The 25,698-nt window shown below is 59.7% G+C and carries 22 protein-coding genes; 12 read left to right on the forward strand and 10 right to left on the reverse strand.

Annotation, left to right across the window (positions count from 1 at the left end; genetic code table 11):
- Positions 1–54: 54 nt before the first annotated feature.
- Positions 55–1,446 (reverse strand): UDP-glucose dehydrogenase family protein, encoded by a 1,392-nt coding sequence (locus J2Y68_RS05180; protein WP_309990601.1) that lies wholly within the window; start codon positions 1,444–1,446, stop codon positions 55–57.
- Positions 1,443–2,609, reverse strand: coding sequence for a glycosyltransferase family 4 protein (locus tag J2Y68_RS05185; protein ID WP_309990603.1), 1,167 nt, complete (start codon positions 2,607–2,609; stop codon positions 1,443–1,445). The genes J2Y68_RS05180 and J2Y68_RS05185 overlap by 4 nt, the downstream gene beginning before the upstream one ends.
- A 292-nt stretch (positions 2,610–2,901) precedes the next feature.
- Between J2Y68_RS05185 and J2Y68_RS05190 the strand changes: the two genes are divergently transcribed.
- From J2Y68_RS05190 to J2Y68_RS05205, 5 genes are all read left to right on the forward strand, one after another.
- Positions 2,902–4,668: an FG-GAP-like repeat-containing protein gene (locus J2Y68_RS05190; RefSeq protein WP_309990605.1), complete on the forward strand. Its 1,767-nt coding sequence runs from the start codon at positions 2,902–2,904 to the stop codon at positions 4,666–4,668.
- Between the two features lie 337 nt (positions 4,669–5,005).
- Positions 5,006–8,206, forward strand: coding sequence for a type ISP restriction/modification enzyme (locus tag J2Y68_RS05195; protein WP_309990607.1), 3,201 nt, complete (start codon positions 5,006–5,008; stop codon positions 8,204–8,206).
- An 80-nt stretch (positions 8,207–8,286) separates the two neighbouring features.
- A complete protein-coding gene (locus tag J2Y68_RS05200) occupies positions 8,287–9,213 on the forward strand; it encodes an ABC-three component system protein (RefSeq protein ID WP_309990610.1) in 927 nt (308 codons plus the stop codon).
- The gene (locus J2Y68_RS22015) at positions 9,197–9,460 is read left to right on the forward strand and encodes an ABC-three component system middle component 6 (protein WP_397334647.1); all 264 of its coding nucleotides are present in this window, start codon (positions 9,197–9,199) and stop codon (positions 9,458–9,460) included. Before J2Y68_RS05200 ends, J2Y68_RS22015 begins: the two co-directional genes overlap by 17 nt.
- A 37-nt stretch (positions 9,461–9,497) precedes the next feature.
- The gene (locus tag J2Y68_RS05205) at positions 9,498–11,138 is read left to right on the forward strand and encodes an ABC-three component system protein (RefSeq protein WP_309990613.1); all 1,641 of its coding nucleotides are present in this window, start codon (positions 9,498–9,500) and stop codon (positions 11,136–11,138) included.
- 42 nt (positions 11,139–11,180) lie between these two features.
- On the opposite strand, the gene J2Y68_RS05210 is transcribed toward J2Y68_RS05205, so the two are convergent.
- The gene (locus tag J2Y68_RS05210; RefSeq protein WP_309990615.1) at positions 11,181–12,104 is read right to left on the reverse strand and encodes a tyrosine-type recombinase/integrase; all 924 of its coding nucleotides are present in this window, start codon (positions 12,102–12,104) and stop codon (positions 11,181–11,183) included.
- A gap of 113 nt (positions 12,105–12,217) precedes the next feature.
- On the opposite strand from J2Y68_RS05210, the gene J2Y68_RS05215 reads away from it, so the two are divergent.
- Positions 12,218–12,664, forward strand: a complete 447-nt coding sequence (locus tag J2Y68_RS05215; RefSeq protein WP_309990618.1) for a hypothetical protein — start codon at positions 12,218–12,220, stop codon at positions 12,662–12,664.
- An 885-nt stretch (positions 12,665–13,549) separates the two neighbouring features.
- On the opposite strand, the gene J2Y68_RS22020 is transcribed toward J2Y68_RS05215, so the two are convergent.
- From J2Y68_RS22020 to J2Y68_RS05225, 3 genes are all read right to left on the reverse strand, one after another.
- On the reverse strand, positions 13,550–13,996 hold the full coding sequence (locus tag J2Y68_RS22020) for an HNH endonuclease signature motif containing protein (RefSeq protein WP_397334648.1): 447 nt from the start codon (positions 13,994–13,996) through the stop codon (positions 13,550–13,552).
- A 1,054-nt stretch (positions 13,997–15,050) separates the two neighbouring features.
- A complete protein-coding gene (locus J2Y68_RS05220) occupies positions 15,051–16,523 on the reverse strand; it encodes a recombinase family protein (protein WP_309990621.1) in 1,473 nt (490 codons plus the stop codon).
- 62 nt (positions 16,524–16,585) lie between these two features.
- A complete protein-coding gene (locus J2Y68_RS05225) occupies positions 16,586–17,032 on the reverse strand; it encodes a MerR family transcriptional regulator (RefSeq protein ID WP_309990625.1) in 447 nt (148 codons plus the stop codon).
- 143 nt (positions 17,033–17,175) lie between these two features.
- Between J2Y68_RS05225 and J2Y68_RS05230 the strand changes: the two genes are divergently transcribed.
- The 3 genes from J2Y68_RS05230 to J2Y68_RS05240 all read left to right on the forward strand — a co-directional run bounded on the left by J2Y68_RS05230 (position 17,176) and on the right by J2Y68_RS05240 (position 18,600).
- Entirely contained in the window at positions 17,176–17,598 is a 423-nt protein-coding gene (locus tag J2Y68_RS05230; RefSeq protein ID WP_235519155.1) for an Hsp20/alpha crystallin family protein, read from the forward strand.
- A gap of 226 nt (positions 17,599–17,824) precedes the next feature.
- Positions 17,825–18,226, forward strand: a complete 402-nt coding sequence (locus tag J2Y68_RS05235; protein ID WP_309990628.1) for a J domain-containing protein — start codon at positions 17,825–17,827, stop codon at positions 18,224–18,226.
- Positions 18,223–18,600 carry a hypothetical protein gene (locus J2Y68_RS05240; RefSeq protein WP_141283126.1) on the forward strand — a complete coding sequence of 126 codons (378 nt, stop codon included), beginning with the start codon at positions 18,223–18,225 and terminating at the stop codon, positions 18,598–18,600. Before J2Y68_RS05235 ends, J2Y68_RS05240 begins: the two co-directional genes overlap by 4 nt.
- Positions 18,601–18,620: 20 nt before the next feature.
- On the opposite strand, the gene J2Y68_RS05245 is transcribed toward J2Y68_RS05240, so the two are convergent.
- Both J2Y68_RS05245 and J2Y68_RS05250 read right to left on the reverse strand, forming a co-directional pair.
- Positions 18,621–18,863 carry a hypothetical protein gene (locus J2Y68_RS05245; protein ID WP_309990633.1) on the reverse strand — a complete coding sequence of 81 codons (243 nt, stop codon included), beginning with the start codon at positions 18,861–18,863 and terminating at the stop codon, positions 18,621–18,623.
- Complete coding sequence (locus J2Y68_RS05250) at positions 18,856–20,334, reverse strand: flotillin family protein (RefSeq protein ID WP_309990637.1); 1,479 nt, start codon at positions 20,332–20,334, stop codon at positions 18,856–18,858. Before J2Y68_RS05250 ends, J2Y68_RS05245 begins: the two co-directional genes overlap by 8 nt.
- A gap of 481 nt (positions 20,335–20,815) precedes the next feature.
- Here J2Y68_RS05250 and J2Y68_RS05255 point away from each other — a divergent pair, with 481 nt between their 5' ends.
- The gene (locus J2Y68_RS05255; protein ID WP_309990640.1) at positions 20,816–22,147 is read left to right on the forward strand and encodes a cell division protein PerM; all 1,332 of its coding nucleotides are present in this window, start codon (positions 20,816–20,818) and stop codon (positions 22,145–22,147) included.
- 31 nt (positions 22,148–22,178) lie between these two features.
- On the opposite strand, the gene J2Y68_RS05260 is transcribed toward J2Y68_RS05255, so the two are convergent.
- The gene (locus J2Y68_RS05260) at positions 22,179–22,628 is read right to left on the reverse strand and encodes a hypothetical protein (protein WP_309990643.1); all 450 of its coding nucleotides are present in this window, start codon (positions 22,626–22,628) and stop codon (positions 22,179–22,181) included.
- Positions 22,629–22,639: 11 nt separating this feature from the next.
- Here J2Y68_RS05260 and purN point away from each other — a divergent pair, with 11 nt between their 5' ends.
- Together purN and J2Y68_RS05270 are read left to right on the forward strand one after the other, a co-directional pair.
- Positions 22,640–23,221 (forward strand): phosphoribosylglycinamide formyltransferase, encoded by a 582-nt coding sequence (purN, locus tag J2Y68_RS05265; RefSeq protein ID WP_309990646.1) that lies wholly within the window; start codon positions 22,640–22,642, stop codon positions 23,219–23,221.
- 120 nt (positions 23,222–23,341) lie between these two features.
- Positions 23,342–24,277 (forward strand): endonuclease domain-containing protein, encoded by a 936-nt coding sequence (locus J2Y68_RS05270; RefSeq protein ID WP_309990649.1) that lies wholly within the window; start codon positions 23,342–23,344, stop codon positions 24,275–24,277.
- 65 nt (positions 24,278–24,342) lie between these two features.
- Here J2Y68_RS05270 and J2Y68_RS05275 read toward each other — a convergent pair whose 3' ends face one another.
- Entirely contained in the window at positions 24,343–25,695 is a 1,353-nt protein-coding gene (locus J2Y68_RS05275; RefSeq protein ID WP_309990651.1) for an MFS transporter, read from the reverse strand.
- Positions 25,696–25,698: the final 3 nt, after the last annotated feature.

Here is a 25,698-nt window from a genome sequence, read left to right on the forward strand (position 1 = left end):
ATGACTTTGCATGGAGCGAAAGTTACGGACCAGTCATTCCGCACAAGCCTTGCTCTAAGCCCGCGCGTGCTTCCGTCGCGTGGCGACAGGCGTCGCAGCCCCATGCTCCTCACCGACACTCACACCCGCAGCCGTCCCCAACCCGCGGACCGTCCACCCGGCGCTCCGCCAAGCCTCAGCGTCCAGTACGTTGCGGGCGTCCAGCACCATCCGGCGTCGTACGAGTGATCCGGCTACCGCAGGTGACAGCGAGACGTATTCGTCCCATTCCGTCAGCAGCAGCACGAGTTCGGCGCCTTCGAGGGCGCGTTTGGTGGAGGCTTCGAAGCGGATCTGCGGGTAGCGGATCCAGGCGTTGTTGATGGCTTTGGGGTCGGTGACGGTGACGTGCGCGCCGGCGGAGGCGAGTTGCTGGGCGACGTCCAGGGCGGGGGAGTCGCGGATGTCGTCGGTGTCGGGCTTGAAGGCTGCGCCGAGGATAGTCACGGTGCGGCCGGACAGGAACCCGCGGCACATTTCGCGGGCGATCTCCACGGCACGGGAGCGCTGATCGAGGTTGACCGAATCAACCAACGCCATCCACTCGTCCACCGATGGCACCGCAAGCTCACGCGCCTGGGCCCGGAAGGACCGGATGTCCTTGGGCAGGCAGCCGCCGCCGAATCCGAGCCCGGCGTGCAGGTAGCGATTGCCGATGCGTGGGTCCAGCCCCATCGCCTCGCTGAGCTCGCTCACATCAGCGCCCGACGCGTCGCAGAGCTCGGCCATCGCGTTGATGAAGCTGACCTTCGTGGCCAGGAACGCGTTCGACGCGGACTTGATCAGCTCCGCGGTCGCGAAATTGCAGACCAGGCGCGGGATCCCGGCGCTGATCAAGGGTTCGTACACGGCATCCAGCACGGCGGTGACCGGGAGCCCGGCAGCGGCATCCTTGCCACCCGGGACGCCGTAAACCAGCCGATCGGGAACCAACGAATCCTTGACAGCAGTGCCTTGGCGCAGGAACTCGGGGTTCCAGCCGAGCAGTACGTCGGAGCGTCGTGCCAGCAGGTCGCGCAGCTTCTCCACCGTGCCTACCGGCACTGTCGATTTACCGACGACGGCGGCCCCCTTGGCCAGATGCGGCAGGAGGCTCTTCGTGGCGCCGATCAGGTAGGAGAGGTCCGCGGTGTCCGAGGTCTTGGACTGCGGCGTGCCTACGCAAAGGAAGTGGACTTGGGCGTCCGCTGCGAGGGAAAAGTCCGTGGTGAACTCGAGCCGGCCGGTGGTGCGGCCGTCGCGCAGGAGTTCGTCCAAGCCGGGTTCGTGGAAGGGCGCCAGTGCTTTGTTGAGCTGTTCAACTTTGGAGGAGTCGACGTCGATACCCACTACGGTGTGGCCCATCGAAGCGAGCGTTGCTGCGTGGACTGCGCCGAGGTAGCCGCAGCCGATCACGGAAATCTTCATGAGGTAGGTCCTTTGCTGGAGGTCAATTCGGTGGGGCCGTTTTCCCGGGAGAAGGAGGCTATGACTTCGTTGTAGTGGCGGACAAGGTCGGCGCTGAGCACCGGCCACGTCCTGCCCTGGACCGAAGCAGTTGCTGCCGTTGCGAAGGCACGGCGCTTGGCGTCGTCGCCCATCAGGTCCTGCACGTAATCGCGCAGCTGGGTGAGGCTCCCTGGCTCGTATAGCCAGCCGGTGCGCGAGTTTTCCACGAGGTCCAAGGGGCCTCCACGGCCGGTCGCAACCACGGGAACGCCCGAAGCCATGGCTTCCTGGATGGTCTGGCAGAAGGTTTCGAACTCGCCGGGATGGACGAACAGGTCAAAGGAGGCAACAGCTTCGGCCAACTCGTCACCACCGAGGAATCCCGTAAATACAGCGTCCGGCAGCGCAGCTTCAAGGGAGGCGCGCTGCGGGCCGTCGCCCACAATCACCAGCTTGGTGTTCGGCAGATCAGCGAGCACGGCGAGGTCCTCAACCTGTTTCTCCACGGCGAGCCGGCCGACGTAGCCGATGATCCGGTGACCGTCGGGCGCTACTGAGCTGCGCCACGCCGTCGAGCGCTTGCTGGGGTTGAAGCGCGCGGTATCCACACCGCGACGCCACATGTCCACGCGCAGGATGCCGCGTCCGCGCAACTGGTTTAGCGCGAACGTGGACGGCACAAGGGTTCGGGTGGCCAGAAGGTGGATGTTGTCCACACGGTTCCATGCCCAGTTCTCCAGGAACGGCACGCCGTAGCGGGCGGCGTAGCTGGGAACCTCGGTTTGATAGATCGCCACAGTCGGGATGCCGAGCTGGTGGGCGGCCTGCACGGCGCGCCAGCCGAGGACGAACGGGGAAGCGAGATGAACGACGTCGGGTGCGAAATCGGCAAGGATTCGCTTGACCCGATTCACACCACCCAACGCAACCCGCACATTCGTGTAACCTGCCAGCGGCACCGAGGGAAGCCGGTGCACATACGCACCCTTCTCGACGCTCGAAACATCAGTGTCCGACGTCGACGGCGCGATCACCATCACCTCATCCCCGCACTCCTGCAGATGCTCCAGCACCCGCAATATCGAGTGGGTTACCCCATTCATCAGTGGCAGGAATGATTCGGCGACGATTGCGATCCTCACGCCTTCAACGGTGGTCGGGGCGGTTGGCGGTGCGGGTTCGATCGGGTGGCCTGTGGAGGAAGAGTGGGTTAACAGGTGGTTCTCTGTTTTGTCCGTGTGCGGTTGTAGGCTGGCGTTCTACGACGTACTGGGGCGTCGATGATCTGGGGGTTCTGCCATGTTTGCTGCTGGGGATGTTTCGCGCGTGCCTTTTGAGGTTTCGCGACTTGGCTTACGACGGCGGGTTGGCCTACGACGGCGGCGCCGGGCAGCGGCGGGAACTGTCGCCGTCGGACTGGCGCTGGGGCTGTTAATGGGAACCTCGGGTTCCCCGGCAGTGGCTGACGACCTCACCCGCGTTGTCCCCGTGGGCGATCGTCCCACGAGCGTCGCCGTGAATCCGGCCACCAACAAGGCGTATGTTGCCACGTTTGACGGTGTTGAGGTGGTTGACGGGGAGCTCTCCGGTGGCCTCCTGTATACGGGGGACATGCCGGTGGACGTCGCGGTGAACCCTGTGACGAACAAGGTTTTCGTCAGTGAGATTGGCGGTGCTGTGGCCGTGGTTGACGGTGCCACCCGTGCGGTGACGTCCGTTCCCGTTGGCGCAAACCCCGGCGTTCTTGCCGTTAACCCGGTGACGAACAAGACCTACGTCGGGTGGCAGAACGGTGTCACGGTGATCGACGGTGCCACCCTGACTACCACTGCTTTGCCCCTGACCGGGGCCCAGGAGATCGCGGTGAACTCGACCACCGGCAAGGTCTACGTTTTGGGAGGGGGAGTCATCAAGGTGATTGGCGCCGGTGGTGTGGTGACGTCCACCATCAGCATCGGCGCTGGCGGCATCTTGGACCTGGCCATCAACGAAACCACGAACAAGATCTACTTCACCACCCTGGGCAAGTATGGTGCGGGGGTCCGCGTGATTGATGGCATCACGGACACCGTCACCGACACGATTCCTACGGCGAACAACGTGGGCAAACTGGCCGTGAACCCGGTGACCAATACGGTTTACGTCGCTGGGGACAGTGAAGGCATTGACGGGTTCGTGCAGGTCATCGACCCAACGACCAAAACTCAGGTCGCTCAGCTGCGGACCCCGACGCGCATCCGCGACATCCTGGTCAACTCTGCGGGCAACAAGGCCTACGCGCTCCTGAGCGGAAGGGGAGTCACCGTGGTGGATGGCGACAACCGCTTCTCCGCCGTGTTCTCCGGGCAGGATCCCCTGGACGCCGCGGTCAACCCCAACACCGGCAAGGTCTACGTTTCCAACAACGGAAGTGCCTCAGTGTCCGTGATTGACGGCTCTGTTACGGCGCCGCTCAGGAACGACTTCAACGGCGACTCCTTTGCTGACGTACTGGCGCGCGACGTGTCCGGGGCTTTGTGGCTCTACCCGGGGAACGGATCGGGTGGCTGGCTTCCGCGCATTCAGGTGGGTCAGGGCTGGAACGTCATGACTGCCCTGGTCGCGCCGGGCGACTTCAACGGCGATTCGCTTGCCGATGTTTTGGCGCGCGATAGCTCCGGGGCTTTGTGGCTCTACCCGGGCAACGGTGCCGGCGGGCTTGGAACCCGGGTGCTGGTTGGCAGCGGCTGGGAAAACCTGAGTGCCATAGAGCCCATCAACTTCTTTGGCGCAGGCTTTGGGGACGTCGTGGCCCGCGACCGGGGCGGAGCCTTGTGGCTTTACCGGGGCGACGGCAAAGGTGGCTGGTTGCCGCGGATGTGGGTCGGCTCCGGGTGGTCGGCGATGTCCGAAATCACCGGCGCAGGCGACTTCAACGGCGACGGCGTAACCGACCTCGTCGCTCGCGACAGCGCCGGAACCTTGTGGCTTTACCCGCCCACGGGAATCAGCGGATGGCTGCCCCGTCAAGTTACCGGGCAAGGCTGGAACAGCATGAACTCGCTGGTTGGGCCCGGCGATTTCGACGGCGACGGACGCGCCGATCTGTTGGCCCGGGACTCCGGCGGTGGGCTGTGGCTGTACTCCGGCCAAGGGGGATCGGCATGGCCCACGGCGACGCAGGTTGGGGCCGGGTGGAATGTGATGACGGCGATTATCTGACGCGGGGATCCTGTTAGAAGCTTCTGCGCCTTGGGCTGTGCACAAGTCAGGGCTGCTGAGTATTGCTCATACACAATTCAACGAAGTCGAAGGCGAGGTGGAGATGCTCGGCGCTTAAGTCGGTCTTGCTCCTCGGATGGGAATTGGCTGGAATCGTCGAGCTTCCGTGACGCTGGTACATGTCATGCCCGCCGTCAAGCGGACTTATTGGGCCGTTCACGAGGCGGGAACGTAACGACCCGGGCCTGAGGGCCAGCGTTGGCCAAGGCGTCCGATACAGTTTCGATAGGCAGGACGCGCATGGGTTCAGAGACTAGTAAATGGGGAGTGCCAGGACATGTCTGGTGGTAAGCAGGCTATCGATCTCTACGTTGAGGAGATCTTGCAACAACTTTCGACAGGGCATGCACGTGAGCATGCGTACCGGCCAGCGTTCAAAGCTCTGATGGAGTCACTGGAGAACATCCGCGCCGTCAACGATCCTAAGCGCAGCGAGAATGGCAATCCTGATTTCATCTTCTTGTCTGCCAACAACGCTGCCATCGTTCGAGGCTACGCGGAAACCAAGGATGTTACCGTTTCGCTTGCCTCGGTAGCCGATTCGGAACAGATGCGTAGGTACGCAGGATACAAGAGTCTCATTCTGACCAACTACATCGATTTCACCTTTTACCGGACGGGCGAAGCGTACAAATCGGTGACCCTCGGCACGCTCCAGGGCAACGTCTTGGTAGAAAATTCTGGTGCGAGGGACGAGCTGTTGCGGGAGCTTAAGGCGTTTGTGCAACTACCCCCAACCGCCATCAGAAGCGGTAGTCGACTCTCCGCAATCATGGGTAGCAACGCGTTGCGGATCCGAGAGAACGTGAGCTACTTCCTAACCGAGAACGACGACCCAACGGGCGAATTGAAGCGGATGCACAAGGTCGTCAAGAATCTTTTGGTTCATGACCTCAGCGTCCGCGACTTCGCGGATATGTACGCACAGACACTGGTATATGGGCTGTTCATCGCTCGATACGGTGATGCTTCGCCAGCTGACTTTTCCCGGGCTGAAGCACGTGAGCTGATTCCCGCCACAAACCCCTTCCTCAGGGCCTTTTTCGATCACATTGCGGGAACAGGATTTGACGTTCGGCTGAGGTACATCATCGATGACTTGTGCGACGTGTTCCGGGCTAGTGACGTTCGGTATGTTGTCAACCGTCACTTGGGTGCACGTAGGGAGAACGGCAAAGACCCGAAAGACCCGATTATCCACTTCTATGAAGACTTCCTGGCGAGCTACGACCCAGATAAGCGTCGAGCCCTAGGTGTGTACTACACGCCCAGACCAGTAGTGAAGTTCATCGTACGACGGGTTAACGAAGTACTTATCGAACATTTTGATATTGCTGACGGATTGGCTGACACATCCCAGACCAAGGCTGCTGTGGCACTTCAGGGGAAGACCAAGACAGTGTCACTTCCCCGTGTCCAAATACTAGATCCAGCGACTGGCACCGCAACTTTTTTGGATCAAGTCGTTCGTTTTGTGCGCGAACGCTTTAAAGGCCAAGAGGGCGCTTGGTCGAGCTACGCGAAGTCCAAACTGCTACCTCGCCTGCACGGATTTGAACTGATGATGGCTTCTTATACGGTTGGACATCTCAAACTGGGGATGACACTGGCTGAAACCGGCGTAACCGACGTCAGAGAGCGTCTCGGGATCTACCTTACGAACACTCTTGAAGAAGGAAGTTCCGCCGCTCCGGACCTCTTTAGCACACTCGGTCTTTCGGCAGCAATAACGGAGGAGTCTCGGCGCGCGGCAGAACTTAAGAATGACCATCCCGTCATGGTAGTTATTGGAAATCCTCCTTATTCCGGTGTGAGCTATAACAAAACGGAATACGCTGACGGGCTGATTGCCAACTACAAGCGCGAGCCTGGAAGTAAGAACAAGCTCAAAGAAAAAAAGCATCGCCTTGATGATGACTATGTAAAATTTATTGCTTTTGCGGAGTCTGTGATTAACAGGACCGGCGAAGGGGTGATGGCCATGATTACCAACCATGGCTACATAGACAATGCCTCCTATCGAGGTATGCGATGGCATCTGATGAAGTCATTTGACCATATATACATTTATGACCTGCACGGAAACATGACCAAGAAGGAATTGAAGTCCGATGGCTCGCCCGATGAGAATGTCTTCGACATCAGGCAAGGCGTTAGTATAATCATCGCTTGCAAGAATGGCGACCGGGGTACCAAACTCGCGCGGGTCTACCATGCCGATATGTGGGGAACGCGGCAACAAAAGTTCGATGCTTTGGGTAGCGATGTCGAAGTTAGTGAGATATACCCCCAAAAGCCGATGTACCTATTTAACCGTAGGACATTTGAAAGTGCCACCTACGAAGACGGTGTTCAAGTTGACCGCCTCTTTACGCTGGGAACCAGTGGTGTGCAGACCTCACGAGACAGCTTGGTCGTAGAGTTTACTAAGCAAGAGCTCACGGAGAGGCTGAGAGATTTTGCCGACGTACGCCGGTCTGATGACGAGATTCGTACCAAGTACTTTCCGAAAGCCAAAAAGACAGGTAATTTCCTTCCGGGCGACACCCGCGGTTGGAAGCTTCCCGAAAAGCGCGCACTAATTCGCAGTTCTGATTTGGATGAAGATGTGCAACCCTACGGGTACCGTCCATTCGATGTTCGCTATGCTGGAATTGGGCCTACATATGCTGATTGGCCCCGCACGAAAGTCATGTCGAACATGGATTTCCCGAATGTCAGCCTTATCGTCGGTAGAGAGGGAAAGGCTGTCGGCGGTGGTGAATGGAACATCGTCTTTGTGGAAGACGTCATCTCCGACCTGAACCTATTTTACCGGGGCGGTGGTGTGGTGATGCCACTTTATCGGTACACCAGTGATGGCCACTATCTCGGGGCAAATATTGAACCAGGTGCCCTAAAGCAGCTCTTGAAGAATATTGGAAAATATGAGTTTGCTGATCTGTACAGTGATGATTCGCATCATCCCGAGGCTGGGATAATTACCCCTCTTCAGGTTTTCGACTATGTCTACGGCGTGCTGCACTCCACGGAGTATAGGCAGGTAAACAAGAACTATCTAGATGTTGATTTCCCAAAAATCACGCCTCCGCTTAGTAGTGAGTCTTTTCAGCGCACGGCCGAAATGGGAAAGAAGATACGCAGGCTACACTTGGATCTTGAGTCATTACCGCTCAATCTCGGTACTACGTATCCAGTTGTTGGTTCGAATATTGTATCTTTCATCAGACGGCATGAATCTAGGGTTTGGATCAACGATGTCCAATACTTTGGCGGCATCGATGATGAAGTTTGGGAAACACCTGTCGGCGGGTATCAGGTCATGCACAAGTGGCTGAAAGACAGGGTCGGACGTGAACTGACTGACGTGGACATAAGGTACTACCAGACCATCGCTTACCGCCTGCGAGCTGTTCGAGACATCGTCGAGTTGCATACGTTGGAGGAGGCTGCGGATGCTGATGACTTTGCCATGTAAGAGAGGACCGGGCATGGTTGAAGGCGCGCTCAGTCCTTTCGCCTCCGCTATCAATGCGCCGGAAGGTAGCGTTGGTGGCTATGCCTAGTGACTTTGAGATTGCGTTCTTCCATAGTGTGTTCAGCATCAGGTGCATCCGCGCCGTGGGGAACGCCTGGGAAGAGTTCGTCGGAGAGGGCATGTCGGCGAAATACGGTGCAGACTTTCTGCAGGTGGACGCATCGGGGCGTGGCGACAAAGGCTGCGACGGCTACGTCAACGGCTTGATGTTGGCGTGTTATGGAGCCACCAGTCCCTCCGAGTCCTATGTCGCTCAGAAGATCACGGGTGACTATGCAAAAGCAGCACTGCATTGGGGAACGGAGATGGAGACGTGGGCGTTTGTGCACAACAATGCCAATGGTCTTCCCACACTCGCCGCTCGGAAAATGATGGAGATGCGACGGGCATCATTGCCCCATGTTATCGAGCATTGGCCACCTCAAGTGCTCTGGGATAACGTTTTCGCCGAGCTTGAACGGGCTAAGCTGGTTCGAATCCTCGGTATTCCTCCGTCTGACCGCCCGGCTGAAATGTCCTATATTGCCCAGTGCGTGAAAGCGCTGTCGAGAACAAGAATGATTGAAGATCTTGATGACGTTCAGCCCGTCCCCGTTGGAAAACTTGAGTATAACAACTTTGAGCCCTCTACGGTTGACCTGATAACAGAAGCGAAAAATCACACCCATCACGTCCGGTACTACTTTCGCCAAGCGACTCCCGGTGAACAGTTCCAGGTCTCGGAGAATCTACGAATGCGGTACGACGGGCTGACTGCCAGGTTGGAATCAGCTGACGAGGTCTTTCATCATTTATGCGATGACTTGATAGCTGAAGCAGACTTCGAAGAATCCATGGTTGATCAGGAACAGCAGCGTAGTGCTGCAATCCTAGTGGTCACTCACTTCTTTGAGTCGTGCCTACTTTTCGAAATGCCCGAGGAAGGCGACCATGCTACTGCCGTCTAAGTACGTACAGGCCGATCAGGCATTGGTATCCGTGGGTGGACAAATCCTTCTGCAACTAGACAAACCACGAACAGTTCCTGATGTCTGGCGACGCGTGAACAAGTGGCGCAGAGAACACGGGATGCAGTCATTTGTTCCTTTTTGGTGGTTCTCATTAGCAATGGACGTAGTCTTCACCATTGGAGCCATTGACATTTCTAACGGACAACTCATGAGGGTGGACAGTGCTAACTCGACTGGAAAGTGACCTGCCGAATTTTAAGTCAGCACAGTTTGAACCTGGATTGAACATTGCAGTCGCTGAGCGTACACGTACTGCCAGTGCTTCTGACAGCAGAAATGCCGTCGGTAAAAGCAGTCTTGTAAGAACGCTGGACTTCTTGCTCGGTTCATCCGCTGGTGTGGAACATGTCCTGCGTCGGCTCGAACTTGCGGGGTACACGTTCGAACTGACATTGGAAGCGGGGACCCAACCCGTAGTTATCAAGAGAGCCGGTGAGGCTCCTAACTTAGTAGAGCTGAATGGGCAGAATGTCAATCTAGCCGCACTTAATAGCTTTCTCGGTTCGGAGCTCTTCGGCCTTACCGGAGAACCGGGGGAGCCGACATACCGGCAGCTCATAAGCTACTACCTTCGAAGTGAGGCTGACGGCGCATTCCAAGATGCGACCAGGACACATTCGCGGCAATCCAACATCACGGTCCAAGGTCCATTGGCATATCTGTTTGGCTTGGACCTGCGCGTTCCTGCCAGAGCGCGGGAAATATTCAATTCCAAGAAAAGCACAAAGGCGCTAAGGGACGCGGCAAAGGACCCTGTCTTTGGTCGTGCGATGGGTTCGGTGGCTCAGCTCGAAGCGGAGATTGCAACTCTCTCGCTAGAACGCGGAAGCCTGGAGCGGCAGCTAGACGGCTTTCGTGTGGTTGATAGGTACTCCGAAAGCCTACGGACAGCGGAGGACTTATCACGGGCCATTAGGAAAGAGAATGATGCGGCAACTGTTGCTTTACGCCGAGTCAGGGATCTTGAGCACTCACTCACGGAAGAAGATGGTCAGCAGCCAGACCAGAGCTATCTGGCAGGAATCTATGAGCAGGTAGGCGTCTTGTTCCCAGAACGCGCTATAAGGAGTTTCGCCGCCGTGGCGGAGTTCCACGATTCGGTAGTGCGAAACAGACGAGCCTACTTGGGCGACGAACTTGCCGACGCCAAGAGCCAGCTTGAGGCTAGGAGTTCGCGGATCGCTGAGCTGGATTCCGAGCGTGCCGAGCTCATGATTCTTCTCCGGGAAGGCGGGGCCCTTGAGACTTTTCAAGAGATGCAGAAGGATCTCGGCGCAACTGAAGGTAGGATCGCGGAGCTGCGAGAACGTCTAAGCTCTGTTCAAGCGCTCAAGGAAGCGCAAACGTTCCTCAATAAACAATCGCAGGCCTTGGAAGATACAACAAAGAATGACCTTGAGCAGCGCCGGGAGCAGGTCGAGGGGATAAGAAACCTGTTCAGCGAATACGCCTACGATATATATGGAAGCCGTCGTCCAGCGACTCTCGGAATCCGCGAAAGCGACCACGGCTACCTGTTCACGCCAACTTTGGGGGGCGACGATAGCGCGGGTGTGAAGAGCATTGAGATTTTCTGCTTTGATCTTGCCATGGCCGTCATCGCAAAACGAGCTGGACATGGCCCCGACTTTCTAGTCCACGACAGTCACTTGTATGATGCCGTTGAGGCTAGGCAGATTGCTAGTGCCCTCGATCTCGCTTCTCGTGTCTGTGCCGCCGAGGACATGCAGTACGTTGTGGGCATGAACTCCGACGATCTAGAAAAGGCAAGGGCTATGTCCACTGGGCTAGTTTTCCATCAGTGCGCCACAATGACGGATGAGTACGAGCAAGGTGGCCTTTTCGGGGTCCGCTTCAACTAGGCTTCGACGCATCTTGGCTCTCTTTCTTCCTGATGTGGACCGTTAGGATAATGCCTTGGCGACGTCGTATCCCGCAGACTTCGCCAGCGTTCCTCGCGCCCGGTCATACCGGCGTGTCGTGCGAGGGTCAGCATGTCCCATGCTGTCCTGGAGGTCATGCAGGGTGGTCCCTGCATCCAGTGCCAGCGTGGCAAACGTATGCCGCAGTGAGTGAGGGCTGATCCGTCCTTCCAATCCGCTTGCTCGCGCCAACCGTTGCACCGTACGAAATGCCTCCGACGATGCCCACCGCTTCCCGGTGGCCGTACTGAACAGCGGTCTACCGGCGCCTGCTCTGCCGAGTGCTAACTCGACGCCGCTGGCTCCCAAGTAGACATCGAGCGCTTGCACCGCAGGGGCCGGCACCGCCACCTTGCCATTTTTGCCGCCCTTACGTAGGACGCTTAGTGTCCGGTGCCCGGAGTCGTGCCCATAGTCGGTTGCGCTAGCATTTAGCGCCTCACTGAGTCGGATGCCCGTAAACAGCAGGAGTGATACGAGAGCGTGGGAGCGCGGGCCGTCAGCCTGTGCCGCTGCCAGCAGTGCCCGTGCCTGGTCTTTGGTCATACCCTCAGTGCTTGAGTGGTCAGCGTCCACCTTGGGACGCTTCACCAGCTCCACCGGATTCCCCCCGCCGATCCCGCCAGCGGATACCGCGTAACGGTAGAAGCTGGAGAGCGCGGCCAGCCTAGCCGCGATCGTGGCAGGGGACAGATTTGCCAGCGTGTGCCGGTAGCCGTCGATGATTGGGCGCTTCACTTTCAGCAGGTCCATTCCCCTGGCGTCCAACCATGAGCAGAAGTCAGTCATGCTCCGGCTGTAGGCGCGGAGCGTGTGAGGTGAACTCTGCGCCAGCTTCCAAGCCGCAATGATGTGGCCGTGCCGTTGCTCATTCCCTGTCGGTCCGGTGATCGGCTCAAGTTTCATATGCACATGATAACTGACATTATCGTGGGTGTGCGTCAGGCGTACCATCGCGTTTTAGAATGTAGGAGGGTGCGGGCTCTGCATCTCTCACCACTGTTGCTAGGAGATTTGCTTTGACGGAAACGCTTGGAACTGTGCGGATAGTAGCTGGAACTCCTGGAGAGGGAACCGACGCACACGGGGAAGAATCGTTTTACTATCCCAGTTCGACGCCAGATATTGCCAAGCTTTTTCGAGAGCGCGGGTTGAGTGTCGAGTTTGAGCACGACCAGGCCGACCGTCGGTACACGAGTCTTCACTCCGCTGAGTTTTGGCTACCCGTAGTTTGTCTCAGCCTCCAGGTTCTGCAGTCAGTGGGGGAGGGGCTCCTCACAAGTGTGATCCAAGATTGGATAGGCAGGGCTGACTCTGAAACCTCTACTTTGCACGTTACCTACCGGATCTCTCGCCCGAACGGCGAAGAGCGCGAGTTCTCGGCAACCGGACCCGGCGGCGAGGTAATGGAAGCTCTCGACGTCTTTGAAAGGAAGCAGCTTGGCCTCGGCGAGATTGAGGCATGAGCACGGACTAACGCTTCTGAGGGACGCCGTGAATGCAGCGAACGGTGTTGTTCGTCGAAGCTTGGCGGGCACCCTAAACGAGGACGATGCTGGGACTCTCGCGAATGCTCTTGAAAAATTGCGATCTGCAACTAACTGGCTTGAGGGATCGAACAACTTTGAATCGGCTCACCAGGTCTTAGACCATTTTGGAAGGGTGAGGCGTCTCCTCTTCGCCGACGATTGCGCCCTCGCTTACGCTGAGGGCGTTTACCAGCACACTTGCCCGGTGGCTTTAGCTCATAACAGGGTCGGACTGAGTATTGGGGCCATCATCGAGGAGTCCGAGTGCTCCATATGTGGGCTTGATCCAGATGATGAAGAGTGTTTTCACGTGACCGGGCGCTATTACGATAACCAACAATGTGTGGTCGTAGTTACGAAGGCTTCGATGGATCACGTGGCAATCGTGGAACGCCCCGACTTTCCAGATGCTCGTTTGGCAGCAGTGCCCATGAGCACGGCGGCGATGCGTGAAGTCTTGGGTGATAAGCATCAGCCTGGCGTGCGATTGACCTGCGACCGTTGCTTGTCGAAATGCTCCGGCATCGTTTGGCCGATGCGGCTTTGAAGGAGGGATTCGCGGGCGTGTTGTATACCTTCTATCCCTCCCCTCATGGAGGTCTTGCGCGGTCGTACTAGTAGCGGTGTCGGCTCATCACGGGGATGCAATCGCCAAGGCGGGGGGTGTACCCCCTTTAGCCTCACGCCGCCACCGGTTGTGGTTAGCAGCTTTAATCGCGTACGGGTTAGAGGTTTTTAGTGCATGGGGAGTTGTTCAGTTGCGGCTCTGGGGACGCGCCCCGCTCACCCGCGTTTGCGTTCGACGAACACGAAGACATGTGGCTACCGCCAGGGGAAAGTTTCACCCCGGCGGAACCGCTCCAAGTCGTCTAGCTCGACAGCCACGCCCTGTAGTAGAGCTTCCTCCCAGACGTAAATATGTTTGTCGCCTATCCGAATTTGATGAAGTAGTTTGTTCTGCTCGGCTGTGACCACTTGCAGGTGGTCCGGATTGACGCATCGACGAACCCTGCAGACGTGATCGATTTGCAGCCCCTGTGGAATAGAACCGAGTGCCTGCTCGTAGGCGAAACGGTGTGCGATTACGAGCTTTGTTCCGTGCAGAAAGAACAGTCCGTAGCCCCCCGGGCGCGCACCGAGCCAGAGATGGCAGTCGCCAGGCGCAATTTCCGTGAGTGCCCTAAACCGCTCCTGAGGGCTTCGTCGTTTTCGGCGCGAGTCCGTCCTTGCGGCTGACGTGGTCGGTTTGTTCTTACCTTCGTGTGACATTCGGCGTCTACTTTCGGCACAAAGCACGCGACTGGCGCGCGTGTACGGGATTGGGAAGGGCAGCCCTTGGCACCCTCTTGGAGATGGTTGGTTATTCGCAACGGCCCTTCCGGGCCGTCGTAACCCGTAGTCGGGGACGTAGCCACCAATGGCGGAGGACGTCCGAGTGGTGAATATAGACAATCCTTGGCCTTGGCATCGCGTAGCTCGCCCCTTATTTAGATTGCGGTTTTAAAAGGGCGCGAAGCCGCCGCCCCAAGGCGGAGCCGGTATCGGCCCTAGGGCGAATGAGTTCCACCAGGAGAGCTCCTCGATTGTCCAAGAGTGTGAATAGAGGGGCGCATCGGTAGCGATCGGCCCACCAATTCCGCTCCCGGGCCAGCAGAGCTGTTGCACAGAGGCCGCATTGAAACGGCGTTGAGTTAGCAGCAGGCCCGCGCGTCGCGCTTGCATCCAGTGATCGGATACGGTGGCGTCGCGGATGTTCAAGTAAGCGGCAATGTTCCTGCCGCTAGCAGTTGTAATTCCCTCGCTACTCGACGTGCCAAGGGTTCGCAGCATCGTGCGCTTCGCGCCCTTGTTTAGATTGGAGTCTTCAAGCGCCAGCGTGAACAGGCCCGGGGAGAAGTACGCTTTCCGGCGGTCGCGTGCCCGCCGGACGTACCACCCTGCTGCAGTGACATCTGAATTGGCCAATTCGGCATGCTTTTGAGGTTCTGAAGTCCACATGGGCCTAAGCGGGGATGATGTGCGCTGCCCCCCTCATTCACTCGGAAAGGAGTGGTTCCCAGCATATCTTAATTTACTGTCGGCGAGAGGTGTTGGCGTATCTTGAGCGATTCGAACTAAGGGCGTCTTCATGTGGAAAGCGTGACATTAAATATCCCCACATCGCAAATCCAGTGCTATCACCAAACTACTTATCTGCGCAACTGTGTAAATACTTAATAATGTTATTGAGTAACGCCTTAATTACGTAATGGCTTAATTGCTGAAATAAGTACAGTGGCGATCATTCAATTGCACTGGACGGCGTATTTGCAAGTCGGTACAGCTAGGGTCCCTCCTCAAGCTTCTTCCTAACAATTGCAAGGTCTGCTCCATGAAGGCCTGGAAGGTAACCTTTCGGGTAGACGGTGACCGTGTCCGGGTCAAACCTCCGTGAGGAGCCCTTCCTGTGAGGGTGCAACGTGACGTCGAAGGATTGTCTAATCATGGTTCGACGCTGATCGATCGTTGAATCGGACCAAAGAGTTGCGGCGTCCGAATCCGCCTGCCTCATCGTGTCAAGGGGAGCAGACGCCGACCGTTTGTCGGCTTGAAGTACTACCATCCGAGATTCAACAGCTCGGAGCTTCAAGTTGATTCGCTCAGTCATGGTGCGCAGCTGAGACATGGTCAGCACTCCGTCGGCGGCCTCTATAGCTACGTCGTCCAAGCGCTTGCGAAGGGCCATCGCCTCGACATCGAGGTTAGCCAGCTCTGGTTCATGGTCATTACCATGCCCGTTCAGCTGCGCCGTCGACAACCACCGCAACATGGAATCAGTTACGGCCGCGTCAACTTGTTCAATGCGCTTACCAACGTGGCCGGTTCCAGCTTCGGGACACCTGTACGTCGGATGCTTTTCGCCGTTTCTTCCGGTGATGGTAGCCGAACGAACCGCGCTGCCGCAGTGGCACCGCGCGATGCCCGATAGCAAGTGCTTGGCCTTGTTTGACTGAGAACGCCTGCGGGCGGGATCCCGCAGGATTGCAGCTGTGGCGCGCCAAATATCCTCTGAGACAATGGCCGGGAACTGGGAACTACCGACAATGTCCCCCTTCCACTCCGCCAGCCCGGCGTTCCGGGCTCGAAGGAGAACTTGGCGAAGCTGCGTAAACCCCCACTGCTTGCCGACGCTCGTTGTAATTGACCGAGCATTCCAGTCGGAAACAACCGAGCCCAAGCTTCCCCCTGTCAGTACATGACGGAACGCAACCCGTAGGAGCTCGGACTCAACTGGGTCCAGCACGGGGACTTGGTTTTCGAACTGCCAACCGAATGGACGCGTGCCGCCGGTCCATCCACCCGCCCGTATCTTTTGCTCCTGTGCGCGTTTGACACGTTGAGCCTTCCGGGCGGATTCGAAGCGCGCCACCTGTCCCATAACTCCCGCACGAAATTGACCCTCCGGCGTCACTAGGTCGTACTCGCCGGCCTGGACCATGTGCGTCTGGATGTTTCTTGGGCCGACGAGCGTGATGTACTCTTCTAGCTCGACGGGTCGCCTGTGAAGCCGGTCCTCCGCCCAGCAGTACACGCGTGAGGCGCGGCCTTCGGCGAGGGCGGTCAGCATCGCCGAATATCTCGGGCGGGACTTGCCGCTGTAGGCGCTGATGTCGTTGTCGACGAAGACCTCGGCTACCTCGAAACCATCTCGTTGCGCCATGGCTCGGCAGTCTTGTTCCTGTCTCTGCACACCTAAAGCTTCACCGGTTTTGTCATCGCTGATGCGGCAATAAACGAAGGCCTTCTGAGGGGTCATGACGAAAGTATAAGTGTGCATTGCGTCTGAATGATACTGGGCCTTCCCGGCATGTAAGCAAGTCACACGCCAATGCCGGTGTCCCCCGCCCGCGCTCGCTTCAAATCCTTCCGCAGCCCCTTGTTGTCCGCCCGCAACTCCCGGTTGTCCTGCGTGAGGCCATGGTTGTCCTCCGTCAAGCCCCGGTTCGCAGCCTCCAGTTCCAGCACGAGCTTCACGCCGGCCAGGTTCAGCCCTTCATCCAGGAGCGCCCCGATCCGACGCAGGGTAGTGAGGTCGTCCTCGCTGTAGCGCCGGGTGCCGCCGTCGGTCCTGCCAGGGGTGAGCAGGCCCTTGCGTTCGTATTGGCGGATGTTTTGTTGGCCTGTGCCAACGAGTTCCGCTGCGACGGAGATCGCGTACACGCCCCGGGCGTCCCCATCATCAGCGCCACCAGAGCTGCCGACGGCCGAAGCAGGGGCGCCCAATCCGCCGTCGTGCCCTCCAGTGGAACTGTCCGAAGCAGCCATCCGAAACCTCTCCAAAATTCTTCCGAAAACCTACTTGCACCACTCTCTCACCAGTGCTATAAAAAATCTATACCAGCCACCACAGATCTGGAAGGCTGGACCAACAGAAAAGTCAGCATCAAGATCTAAGGAGTGAGAACAAAATGCTGATGCGCACTGACCCGTTCCGCGAATTCGACAGGCTCGCCCAACAGGTTTTTGGCACAACAGCACGCCCCGCCGGCATGCCGATGGACGCCTGGCAGGAAGGCGAAGAGTTTGTGGTCGCTTTCGATCTGCCTGGCGTAAACCCTGAATCGGTGGACCTCGACGTCGAGCGCAATGTCCTGACCGTTAAGGCAGAACGGAAGTCGCCAGCGGGCGAGAACACCGAACTGATCGCCGCCGAACGCCCCCAAGGCGTTTTCAGCCGCCAACTGATCCTGGGCGACACCCTGGACACCGACGGCGTCAAGGCCAGCTACGACGCAGGTGTGCTGACACTCCGCATCCCCGTCGCCGAGAAGGCCAAGCCACGGCGCATCGAAATCACGTCCAACGAGCAACGACAGGAAATCAACGCATAATCCGCCCTCTCCGCTAAGGGTTCGCCCGGGGGTGGCCCTCAGCGGAGTGCAGGACGGGAGCTTCGGATCGGCCGCAGTATCGGAAAATGGGCGCAGGCTTCGCGCCACGCCACAGCGCTTGTCGCGCAGAGGAAAACGCGGCCCCTGACGTCGCCTCCCGATCGGATGGCCCTCGGCTTCGGCCGGGGGCCATCTCCCATCCACCGCATCCCACCCGGAACCAGCAGTGAACACCCAGCCAGACCACTACGCCACCCTGCACGTAACACCCGATGCCACCCCGCGCGAGATCGCACGCGCCTACCGCTCGCTGCTGCGCACCCACCACCCGGACACGCGCCAGGCAACCGACGACGGCGGCACCCCCTCAGCGGGCGACGTCCAGGAACTGCACGCCATCATGCAGGCGTACGTCGTTTTGTCGGACCCAGGAAAGCGGGCGGCATACGACCGTGAGCGGCGAACAGGTGCTCCATCCGGGGAACGTGGGACGCCGGTGAAGGTCCGTGTCCATCGATCACCGGAAGCTACTGCGGGTCCCACCTCGGGGCAGGGGCCGCTGTCGTTTGGCCCGGCCCGATGGGAGCCCCTGCCCCGAAGCACCCGACTTCCAAGGAGACATTCATGAGCGCATGGCGTCCCTACGACGGCCACATCATCCCGGCCTTCTACGAACGGTTCGAGAAACGCTGGGGAAGGGGGACCGCGCCGTTCCTCGATCCCGAGGTCCATGAGCAGCCCATGCCCCGTGCCCAGTGGATCAACCCTGATACGGGCGCGGCCGTGGCGGTCGTTCCTATCTGGACCGACGACCCCGAGCACAGATCCTTCGGCGTCTTCTACCTGCCGCCAGCCGGCGATATTTGGATGCTGCGGCCCGGACCCACCACGTTCCTGGAACCCAGCGGGGGAGCGAGTCGAGAGCAGGTGACACTGCGCAACGACGCCTTCAAGAAGGCCGTGAACCACGCCAAGGAGTTCATCTACGGGCCACAGTTGTGAGGGTGCGCCTCGCGAGGCAGCTACCCCTTACCTTGGAGGACGTCTGGCAGCTCGTCGACGTACACCGATTGCGGCGGCTCGAAGTAGATCACCAGTACCTTCTCCCCGACAGGGAAAACGCTCGTCTTATCGAACGGGTAGGCGAAGAACGCACTGGTTCCACCGTGGAAAGGAAGCATGACTTCGCCAATGGTCCCGGGCGCGACGGTGCCCGTGACCCGGCCGATCTTTCCGGTGAGGCTACGATCCACCTCTCTATGCATCTGGCGCCTTGCCGGAAGGGGATTGAGCGGGTGGTGCCTTCACCGGAGCTGGCCGGGGAGAAGCGGCAGGCGATTCCTTGCCCCGCAACGCCGAAGCCAGCGACGGCAGGAAGCTACCCACCTGGGACAGGATTCCGCCCACCATGCTGTTCAGCCCTTCCCCACCATTGAGTACAGTCAGCTGCCCAATGCGTGAGAACGGCTCTGCGGCTGCCGACACAATAGCCGGCATGTTCTCAGCGATCTGCTGCGAAATGACGGCGTCCTGATTGGTCTCCAGCGCTTCACCGCGGGCCTTGATGCCCTCAGCTTCAGCCAACGCCTTGGCTTTCACGGCGGAGGCAGCCGCATTGCCGCGTGCCGTCGTCGCTGCCGCTTCGGCTTCACCCGTGACGCGTGTTGCGCTTGCCATTGCTGCCGCTGCTCCCGCGTTGGCCTGGGCTTCGAGCTCCACTCGGCGGGCATTGGCCTGGGCCTCGAGTTCGGTGCGCTTGGCCAATGCTTCTGCAGCGCTGATGTCAGCTGCCTTCTTCGCCTCGGCGTCGGTGCGTTGGGCGTAGGCCCGGGCGTCGGCGGGCTTACGGATGGTGGTCTGAAGTTTTTGCTCTTCGCGGTCGGCCTCAAGCTTGGCCACTTCGGTCTCCTGAACCACCACCTGCTGCCGGGCGGTGGCGTCGGCCAGCGGGCCCGCTTGCGCTGCCTGGGCGCGAGCTTGCTCCGCGTTCGCCTGCGCTGCGGATTGCTTGATGGCGGAAAGGCTCTGCGCATCAGCGATCAGGGCCGCCGCTTCTGCTTCCTTCTCTGCCGCTTCCCGGTTGCTGGTGGCCTCGGCAATGCGAGCCTCCATCTTGACCTGTGCGATGTGCGGCTTGGCCAGGTTCTGGATGTAGCCGGTGGGATCCTGAAGGTCCTTGATCTGCAGGGAATCAACCACCAGGCCCAGCTTCTCCATCTCCACGCCGCTGGCACTGCGGACCAAAGACGCGAGCTTATCGCGTTCGCGGATGATTTCCTCCACGGTCATGCTGCCGATGATCGAGCGCAGGTGCCCCTCGAACACGTTGTAGACCTGGCTCTCCATCTTGGGCTGCTGACCCAGGAACCGCCGGGCCGCGTTGGCGATAAATGGCGGAGCGTCGCCGATCTTGTAGATCACCACTCCGTCCACGATCACTTGAATCCCCTGCGAGGTAACGCAGGAGACCTTGAGCTCGGTTTCGTTCAGGGTCAAGGCCAGGCTGCGAACCGTCTGCAGTCCCGGGACCACCAATGCGCCTTTGCCGGTGACGATTTTGAAGTCCATGCCGTCCGTATTTTCGAGGGTTCCGCGCGTCAGCCCCGAGATAATGAGGGCTTCATTCGGTTCCGCTACCTTCCACATCGCCTTGGTGGCCAGCCAAATGAAACCGATCACGAGCACCACGCCCAGAATGATGGCGATCAGGGGAAAGAAAGCTGCGAGGTCGTCCATTGACCTTGTCCCTTCAGACGGTGTGAGCGACACACTTTGGTTGACCCCCAATAGGCCAAATGGTTGCTCGTGTACACAGTCTCGTTGCGCTGGAGCAGGGAAGTCCAGCACATTTGTGCGTCATTTGTGCGGCACCCCTGCAGCTCCCGAGGGCGGGACGTCACCCCCGGATGGGGAGAACGTGATAGGGCGAGGGCCACGGAAAAAGAAGGCTGGTGCAGCCTGGGAAAAGAATCCAAAGGTGGCTGCACCAGCTGCTAGTACGACTTTCCGTTTAGAAGTTGTGACACCTATCCATTGGCCGCTCCTAGTTCCCGGCTTCGATTGTTTCCGGGTCTTTCAACATCAGTTGGGGGCGCTCATCTGCCCCGGGAGAACACCTCCCATCTTACGGCGGCCCACGGGAAAAAGCGCAGGAATTCGCGGTATTTCGGGGGAGTCTGACGGGGGAGTGCTGCCCACCATGGCACGATAGATCACGATGAAACTGCGCGCTGATCAGACCGGAAACCGTGGCCTCCCGATGCCCCTTTGGCTGCAGGGCGGTTTGGAAGCGGCTCAGTCGGCGTTCATTTCGGCCATTGTTGTGGTGTTGCCGCTGGTGGGGGTGTGGGCGACCGACGGTTTTCAAAACCGGAACGTCGATTCCCTGGCCCGTCTGGCCGGCCAGGCTTGGCTGCTGATCCACGGTGTGCCCCTGGAGCTCGCGCATGTCGATATGGGAACGGCCGCTCAACCGGGATCGGGCTTGTTGTCCCTGCACCCGCTGGGCTTGACGCTCATCCCGTTCCTCCTAGCTTGGCGCGCAGGCCGTCGACTTGCCCGTGCCTCGTACACGGACCAGCTGTGGCAGGCGTTCATGGGCGCGTTCGTGGTGTACGCCGCGTTCGGGACGGCCACCGGGTTCGTGTGCCGCACACCGGAGGTGGTTATCAACCTCTGGTACGCCATGATGATCCCGCTGATCTCCTTCGCATTGGGCATGATCGTCGGTGCTCGCCGCGAGGCCGGTTCCTGGAGCCGGCTCATCGGCGTCGACGCCGTGGCGTGGCTTTCTAAGACAAGCCAGCATTCACGGTGGGCAGGTTCCTATGTGGGCTCCGCGTTGAAGGCCGGTTTCGTAGCGATCATGGCTGCTGTGTGTTTGTCGGCGGTGCTGCTCGCCGTTACCATCGTGTGGCATTGGACGGACATTATTGCCGTTTATGAGGGCATCCAGGCCGGCGCATTGGGCGGTGCCGTACTCACGATCGCGCAACTGGGCTTCCTGCCAAACCTTGTCATCTTTGCGCTTTCCTGGTCCTCGGGCGCGGGCTTCTCCCTGGGGGTCGGCTCCACGGCAGGTCCACTGGGCACCGTGGTAGGACCGCTCCCTGCCGTCCCCATTTTGGGTGGGCTCCCGGCCGGACAGCTCGACTTCGGTTCGGCCGCCCTGGTGCTGCCGGTGGTCGCCGGAATACTGGCAGGCTGGTGGTTCCTGCGCGAAGGCGAAAACCATTTCGACGAATGGCTCTCCATCAAGATCAAAGCCCGTTGGTTCACCGCGGCGGCATCAACGCTGTTCCTCGGCGCGTTCATCGGCGCTGTCGCAGGGCTGCTGGGCGGGGCCATGGCCTGGATCGCCCGCGGTTCAGCAGGCATCGGCAGGCTCACGGAAATCGGACCCCACCCGCTGTGGACGGCAGTCTGGCTGGCCGCCGAAGTGGGGATCGGCGTCGTGATTGGTTATGCAGTGGGGCCCTGGCTGGAACGCCGCCAGAAGCTGCGCGAGGCGAACCTCGACGAAGCAGCGTACGACGACGAACACGCCTAAGCGGGTCAGCGGCCGCTTAGGCGGATGCCGGTCAGCGCATCGGTCCCGGCATGGAGTTTTCCAGCTGGGTCAGGCACTGTGTCTTCGCGGATTCCGTGAGGGCACTACGAGAACAATCCTGATACGTGCTGACCTGCTTGAAGAAAAGCACGGACGTCAGGATGAGCAGGCACATCACGGCGGTGACGATCAGGCCGGAGATGGTCCCGAACAGGATCAGGCGGGGCTGCTTGAACTTCACTGTCCGCACCAGCACCACCACGCCCAACACCCCGGCGGCGAGGGTGAGGATGGCGCTCAGCCAGACGTAATCCACGTTGAGGGAGAACACGAAGAACGCGCCCAGAGCTGTCAAAAGGAATGCGCGGAACAGGATCTGGGTCACGCCGAGCGCGGACTTTTCGGCCTCGGAGCGGGATTGCTGGCTCGGCTTGGGACCGACGTCGGGATTCATGTTTTCCAGCCTACGCGAGCCGCCCATAAGCTAGTGCAATGCGCATTGTTGTCCTCGTCTCCGGTACCGGTTCCAATCTTCAGGCTGTCATCGACGCCGTGAAGTCGGGTGAACTGGATGTCGAGATCGCCGCTGTGGGTGCGGACCGCCCAGACACGTACGGCGTGGAGCGTTCCGACGAAGCAGGCATCGAGACGTTCGTGGTGAACTTCAACTCCTTCGAAACCCGCGCGGAGTGGGACGCTGCCCTGCGCGACAAGGTGCTTTCCTACAGCCCGGACGTCGTGGTTTCCTCCGGGTTCATGAGGATCGTCAGCGAAGACTTCATCAACGCTTTCGACGGCAAGTACGTCAACACCCACCCGGCCTTGCTCCCGTCATTCCCAGGCGCCCACGGTGTCCGCGACGCGATCGCTTACGGTGTGAAGGTCACAGGCTGCACCGTCCACTGGGCCGACGCCGGCGTGGACACAGGCCCCATCATCGCCCAGGAAGCCGTCTCTGTGCTTCCTGACGATACCGAGGAAACCCTGCACGAGCGCATCAAGATCGTGGAGCGCCGCCTGCTGGTCCAAACCCTCGCAGACCTCGCCGCCGCAGCCGCCCCCGCGCCCAACTAGGGGACAGATAACGCCGCTCTGAGCCCTCAGAAGAGCCGGAGCTGTCCCCCAGTTTCCCGTTGTGGCCCTGGGCCTGTGGATAACGCCCCACGCACTCGGCACTTTTGCCAGCATGGGCTCATGAAGATCCCCAAGCCGCTGCCGCTGAACTTGGCTTCCGCGCCGTTCACCAGTCAGGAAGCGCTCGACGCCGGTGTATCAGTTGGGCGCCTGAAGTACAGAGACTTGGAAATACCGAGCCGGCAGATCCGCGTTCCCCAGACAGGCGGAGAAACGTCGCTCGCTGATCGTGTTCGGCCCCTGACTTTGGTGACCCGGTTCTCCGCGGCTTCGCATGCCACGGCCTTCCTGCTCTGGAAATTCCCCGGGTTCCTTCCCAAGAGCCATGAACCAGGCATTCACATTTCAAGGCCCGACACACTGGGGCGGGTACGCCGCAGGGGTGTCATTGCGCACAAGGGACAATTCTTCGAGGACGAAATCACCACGCTCAACGGACTTTTCGTTACCAGTCGAGCCCGGACATGGCTGGACTGCTCCCGGAAGATGGACATCGACGAAATCACTGTAGTGGCCGTTCATTTGCTGCGTATTCCGAGGCCGGAATTCGAAGACCGATCGGAGCCGTACTGCACCACGGATGGCCTTGAAGAGATGCTGGACCGACACTGGGGGACACCGGGAATCCGCAAGGCCCGCCTCGCTTTGGAGCAGGCGGTCGTGGGTGCCGATTCCGCTCCTGAGACGCGACTGAGGCTGGCACTGGAGCGGGCTGGGCTGCCCACGGCGCAAGTCAACGTTCGGACGGAACTGGGTCCCGGCGTCGTACGTCAACCTGATCTGGGCTATCGCGAGTGGCGGGTCGGCGTCGAATACGAGGGGGAGGGGCATTCGGACGCGGAGCAAATCGTCAGGGACATTGCCCGCGAAGAGGATTACAGCCGCGCGGGGTGGATCCTGGTTCGGATCTCGAAGCGGCATATGTCCACGGGCGCAGTCACCGCGGTGCGCAAGGTGCGGCGGGCGCTGGAACAACAAGGGTGGCCATCCAACTAGGGGACAGCAAACGTCCTTCTGGGCACTCAGTAGAGCAATAGCTGTCCCCTAGTTGGGTGAGCAGGCTAGTCCAGGACGCGCTGCTTCGTCTCCGGGGCGAAGAACGCCATCCACAGCACGGACAGGAGCACCAGGCCGCCGGCAAGGGCAAAGGAAGTCGCCAACCCGAACTCCGGCCAGAAGAACGACGCAAACACCAGGGGTCCAAAGCCCGCGCCGATGCGGGAGAACGTCGAAGCCCAACCGAAACCGGAGCCGCGAAGCTCGGTGGGATACAGTTCGGACACGTAGGCGTACAGCACCGGTATGGCCACCTGGACCACGAACCCGAACACCAGCAGCCAGAACACCGCAGCCGAGGGAACGTCCACCACAAGCGCTACGATCACCAGCGTCACCGCGGACAGGGGACCGGTGACGGCCAGGATCCACTTGCGGCCCACCCGCTCCACCAGCAGCGCAGCAACCACCACGCCCAAAAGCCCGACGGCGGCCATACCCGCCGTCGTGACGAACGCCTTGTATTCCTCGAACCCGGCGCCGATGAGAATGCGCGGCATCCAGGTCAGCGACAAGTAGTAGACCAGCAGAATGCTGAAGAACAAGGCCCAGGCCGTGGTGGTGATCTTCCAGTTGAACTGCCAGATCTTTTGAAGTTGCGCCCACGCGCTGCCGGCCGAGAGCCGTGGTGCGGCCTGCGGCTCGGGCAGGCTGTAGGCGCGGGGCTCAGCCCCGGTCGCGTCCACCAACCCGTCAATGACAGCCGCCGCTTCAGCACGCCTGCCCTTGCGGATCAGGAACAGAGGAGACTCCGGAACACTGCGCCGGATCCAGAAAACCAGCAGTGCGGGCAGCACCATGATCAGCATGGTGAGCCGCCAGTCGCCGTAAGCCGCAACCAGCCAGGCCGATATGAACCCGCACAGGGCAGCGCCCACCGGCCACCAACCGTCCATGGCTGTCAGTACTCGGCCGCGTTGCTTGCGCGGCGTGAACTCACCCACCAATGCGTAGTCCACCGGGATGCAGCCGCCGAGGCCGAAGCCGGCCATGAAGCGGAAGATGCAGAACCACACGATGTCCGGCGAGAACGCGCCCAGAACGGTGAAGATGCTGAAGATCAGGAGGGTGGCGGTGAAGGCCTTTTTCCGCCCAATGGTGTCGGCAATAGTGCCCCAAGCGAACGCACCCACGGCCATGCCAATCAGGTTGGCGGTACCGATCCACGCAGCGTCGGCCGGCTGCAGCGACCAGTGCTTGGACAGCAGGGGGATCAGGATGCCGTTCAGCGTGACGTCCCAGGCATCGAACATGAACCCGAGGCCACCGATCAGGAAAATCCTGCCTTGAACCTTCCACCGCCACGGCAGTTCCTGCACTACTTGTTCGCCGCTGGGCACGGCTGTGTATGTATTCATTGG

Source organism: Paenarthrobacter nitroguajacolicus, from assembly GCF_031455195.1.
Taxonomy (GTDB): Bacteria; Actinomycetota; Actinomycetes; order Actinomycetales; family Micrococcaceae; genus Arthrobacter; species Arthrobacter nitroguajacolicus_D.

Coding starts and splice junctions, on each gene's coding strand:
- J2Y68_RS05220 (WP_309990621.1), bottom strand. CDS start 16,523: ATGACCCCTCAGAAGGCCTTCGTTTATTGCCGCATCAGCGATGACAAA.
- J2Y68_RS22020 (WP_397334648.1), bottom strand. CDS start 13,996: ATGTCACACGAAGGTAAGAACAAACCGACCACGTCAGCCGCAAGGACG.
- J2Y68_RS05260 (WP_309990643.1), bottom strand. CDS start 22,628: ATGGGCGGCTCGCGTAGGCTGGAAAACATGAATCCCGACGTCGGTCCC.
- J2Y68_RS05245 (WP_309990633.1), bottom strand. CDS start 18,863: ATGCATAGAGAGGTGGATCGTAGCCTCACCGGAAAGATCGGCCGGGTC.
- purN (WP_309990646.1), top strand. CDS start 22,640: ATGCGCATTGTTGTCCTCGTCTCCGGTACCGGTTCCAATCTTCAGGCT.
- J2Y68_RS05180 (WP_309990601.1), bottom strand. CDS start 1,446: ATGAAGATTTCCGTGATCGGCTGCGGCTACCTCGGCGCAGTCCACGCA.
- J2Y68_RS05270 (WP_309990649.1), top strand. CDS start 23,342: ATGAAGATCCCCAAGCCGCTGCCGCTGAACTTGGCTTCCGCGCCGTTC.
- J2Y68_RS05200 (WP_309990610.1), top strand. CDS start 8,287: ATGCCTAGTGACTTTGAGATTGCGTTCTTCCATAGTGTGTTCAGCATC.
- J2Y68_RS05230 (WP_235519155.1), top strand. CDS start 17,176: ATGCTGATGCGCACTGACCCGTTCCGCGAATTCGACAGGCTCGCCCAA.
- J2Y68_RS05250 (WP_309990637.1), bottom strand. CDS start 20,334: ATGGACGACCTCGCAGCTTTCTTTCCCCTGATCGCCATCATTCTGGGC.
- J2Y68_RS05190 (WP_309990605.1), top strand. CDS start 2,902: ATGGGAACCTCGGGTTCCCCGGCAGTGGCTGACGACCTCACCCGCGTT.
- J2Y68_RS05225 (WP_309990625.1), bottom strand. CDS start 17,032: ATGGCTGCTTCGGACAGTTCCACTGGAGGGCACGACGGCGGATTGGGC.
- J2Y68_RS05240 (WP_141283126.1), top strand. CDS start 18,223: ATGAGCGCATGGCGTCCCTACGACGGCCACATCATCCCGGCCTTCTAC.
- J2Y68_RS22015 (WP_397334647.1), top strand. CDS start 9,197: ATGCTACTGCCGTCTAAGTACGTACAGGCCGATCAGGCATTGGTATCC.
- J2Y68_RS05275 (WP_309990651.1), bottom strand. CDS start 25,695: ATGAATACATACACAGCCGTGCCCAGCGGCGAACAAGTAGTGCAGGAA.
- J2Y68_RS05195 (WP_309990607.1), top strand. CDS start 5,006: ATGTCTGGTGGTAAGCAGGCTATCGATCTCTACGTTGAGGAGATCTTG.
- J2Y68_RS05255 (WP_309990640.1), top strand. CDS start 20,816: ATGAAACTGCGCGCTGATCAGACCGGAAACCGTGGCCTCCCGATGCCC.
- J2Y68_RS05210 (WP_309990615.1), bottom strand. CDS start 12,104: ATGAAACTTGAGCCGATCACCGGACCGACAGGGAATGAGCAACGGCAC.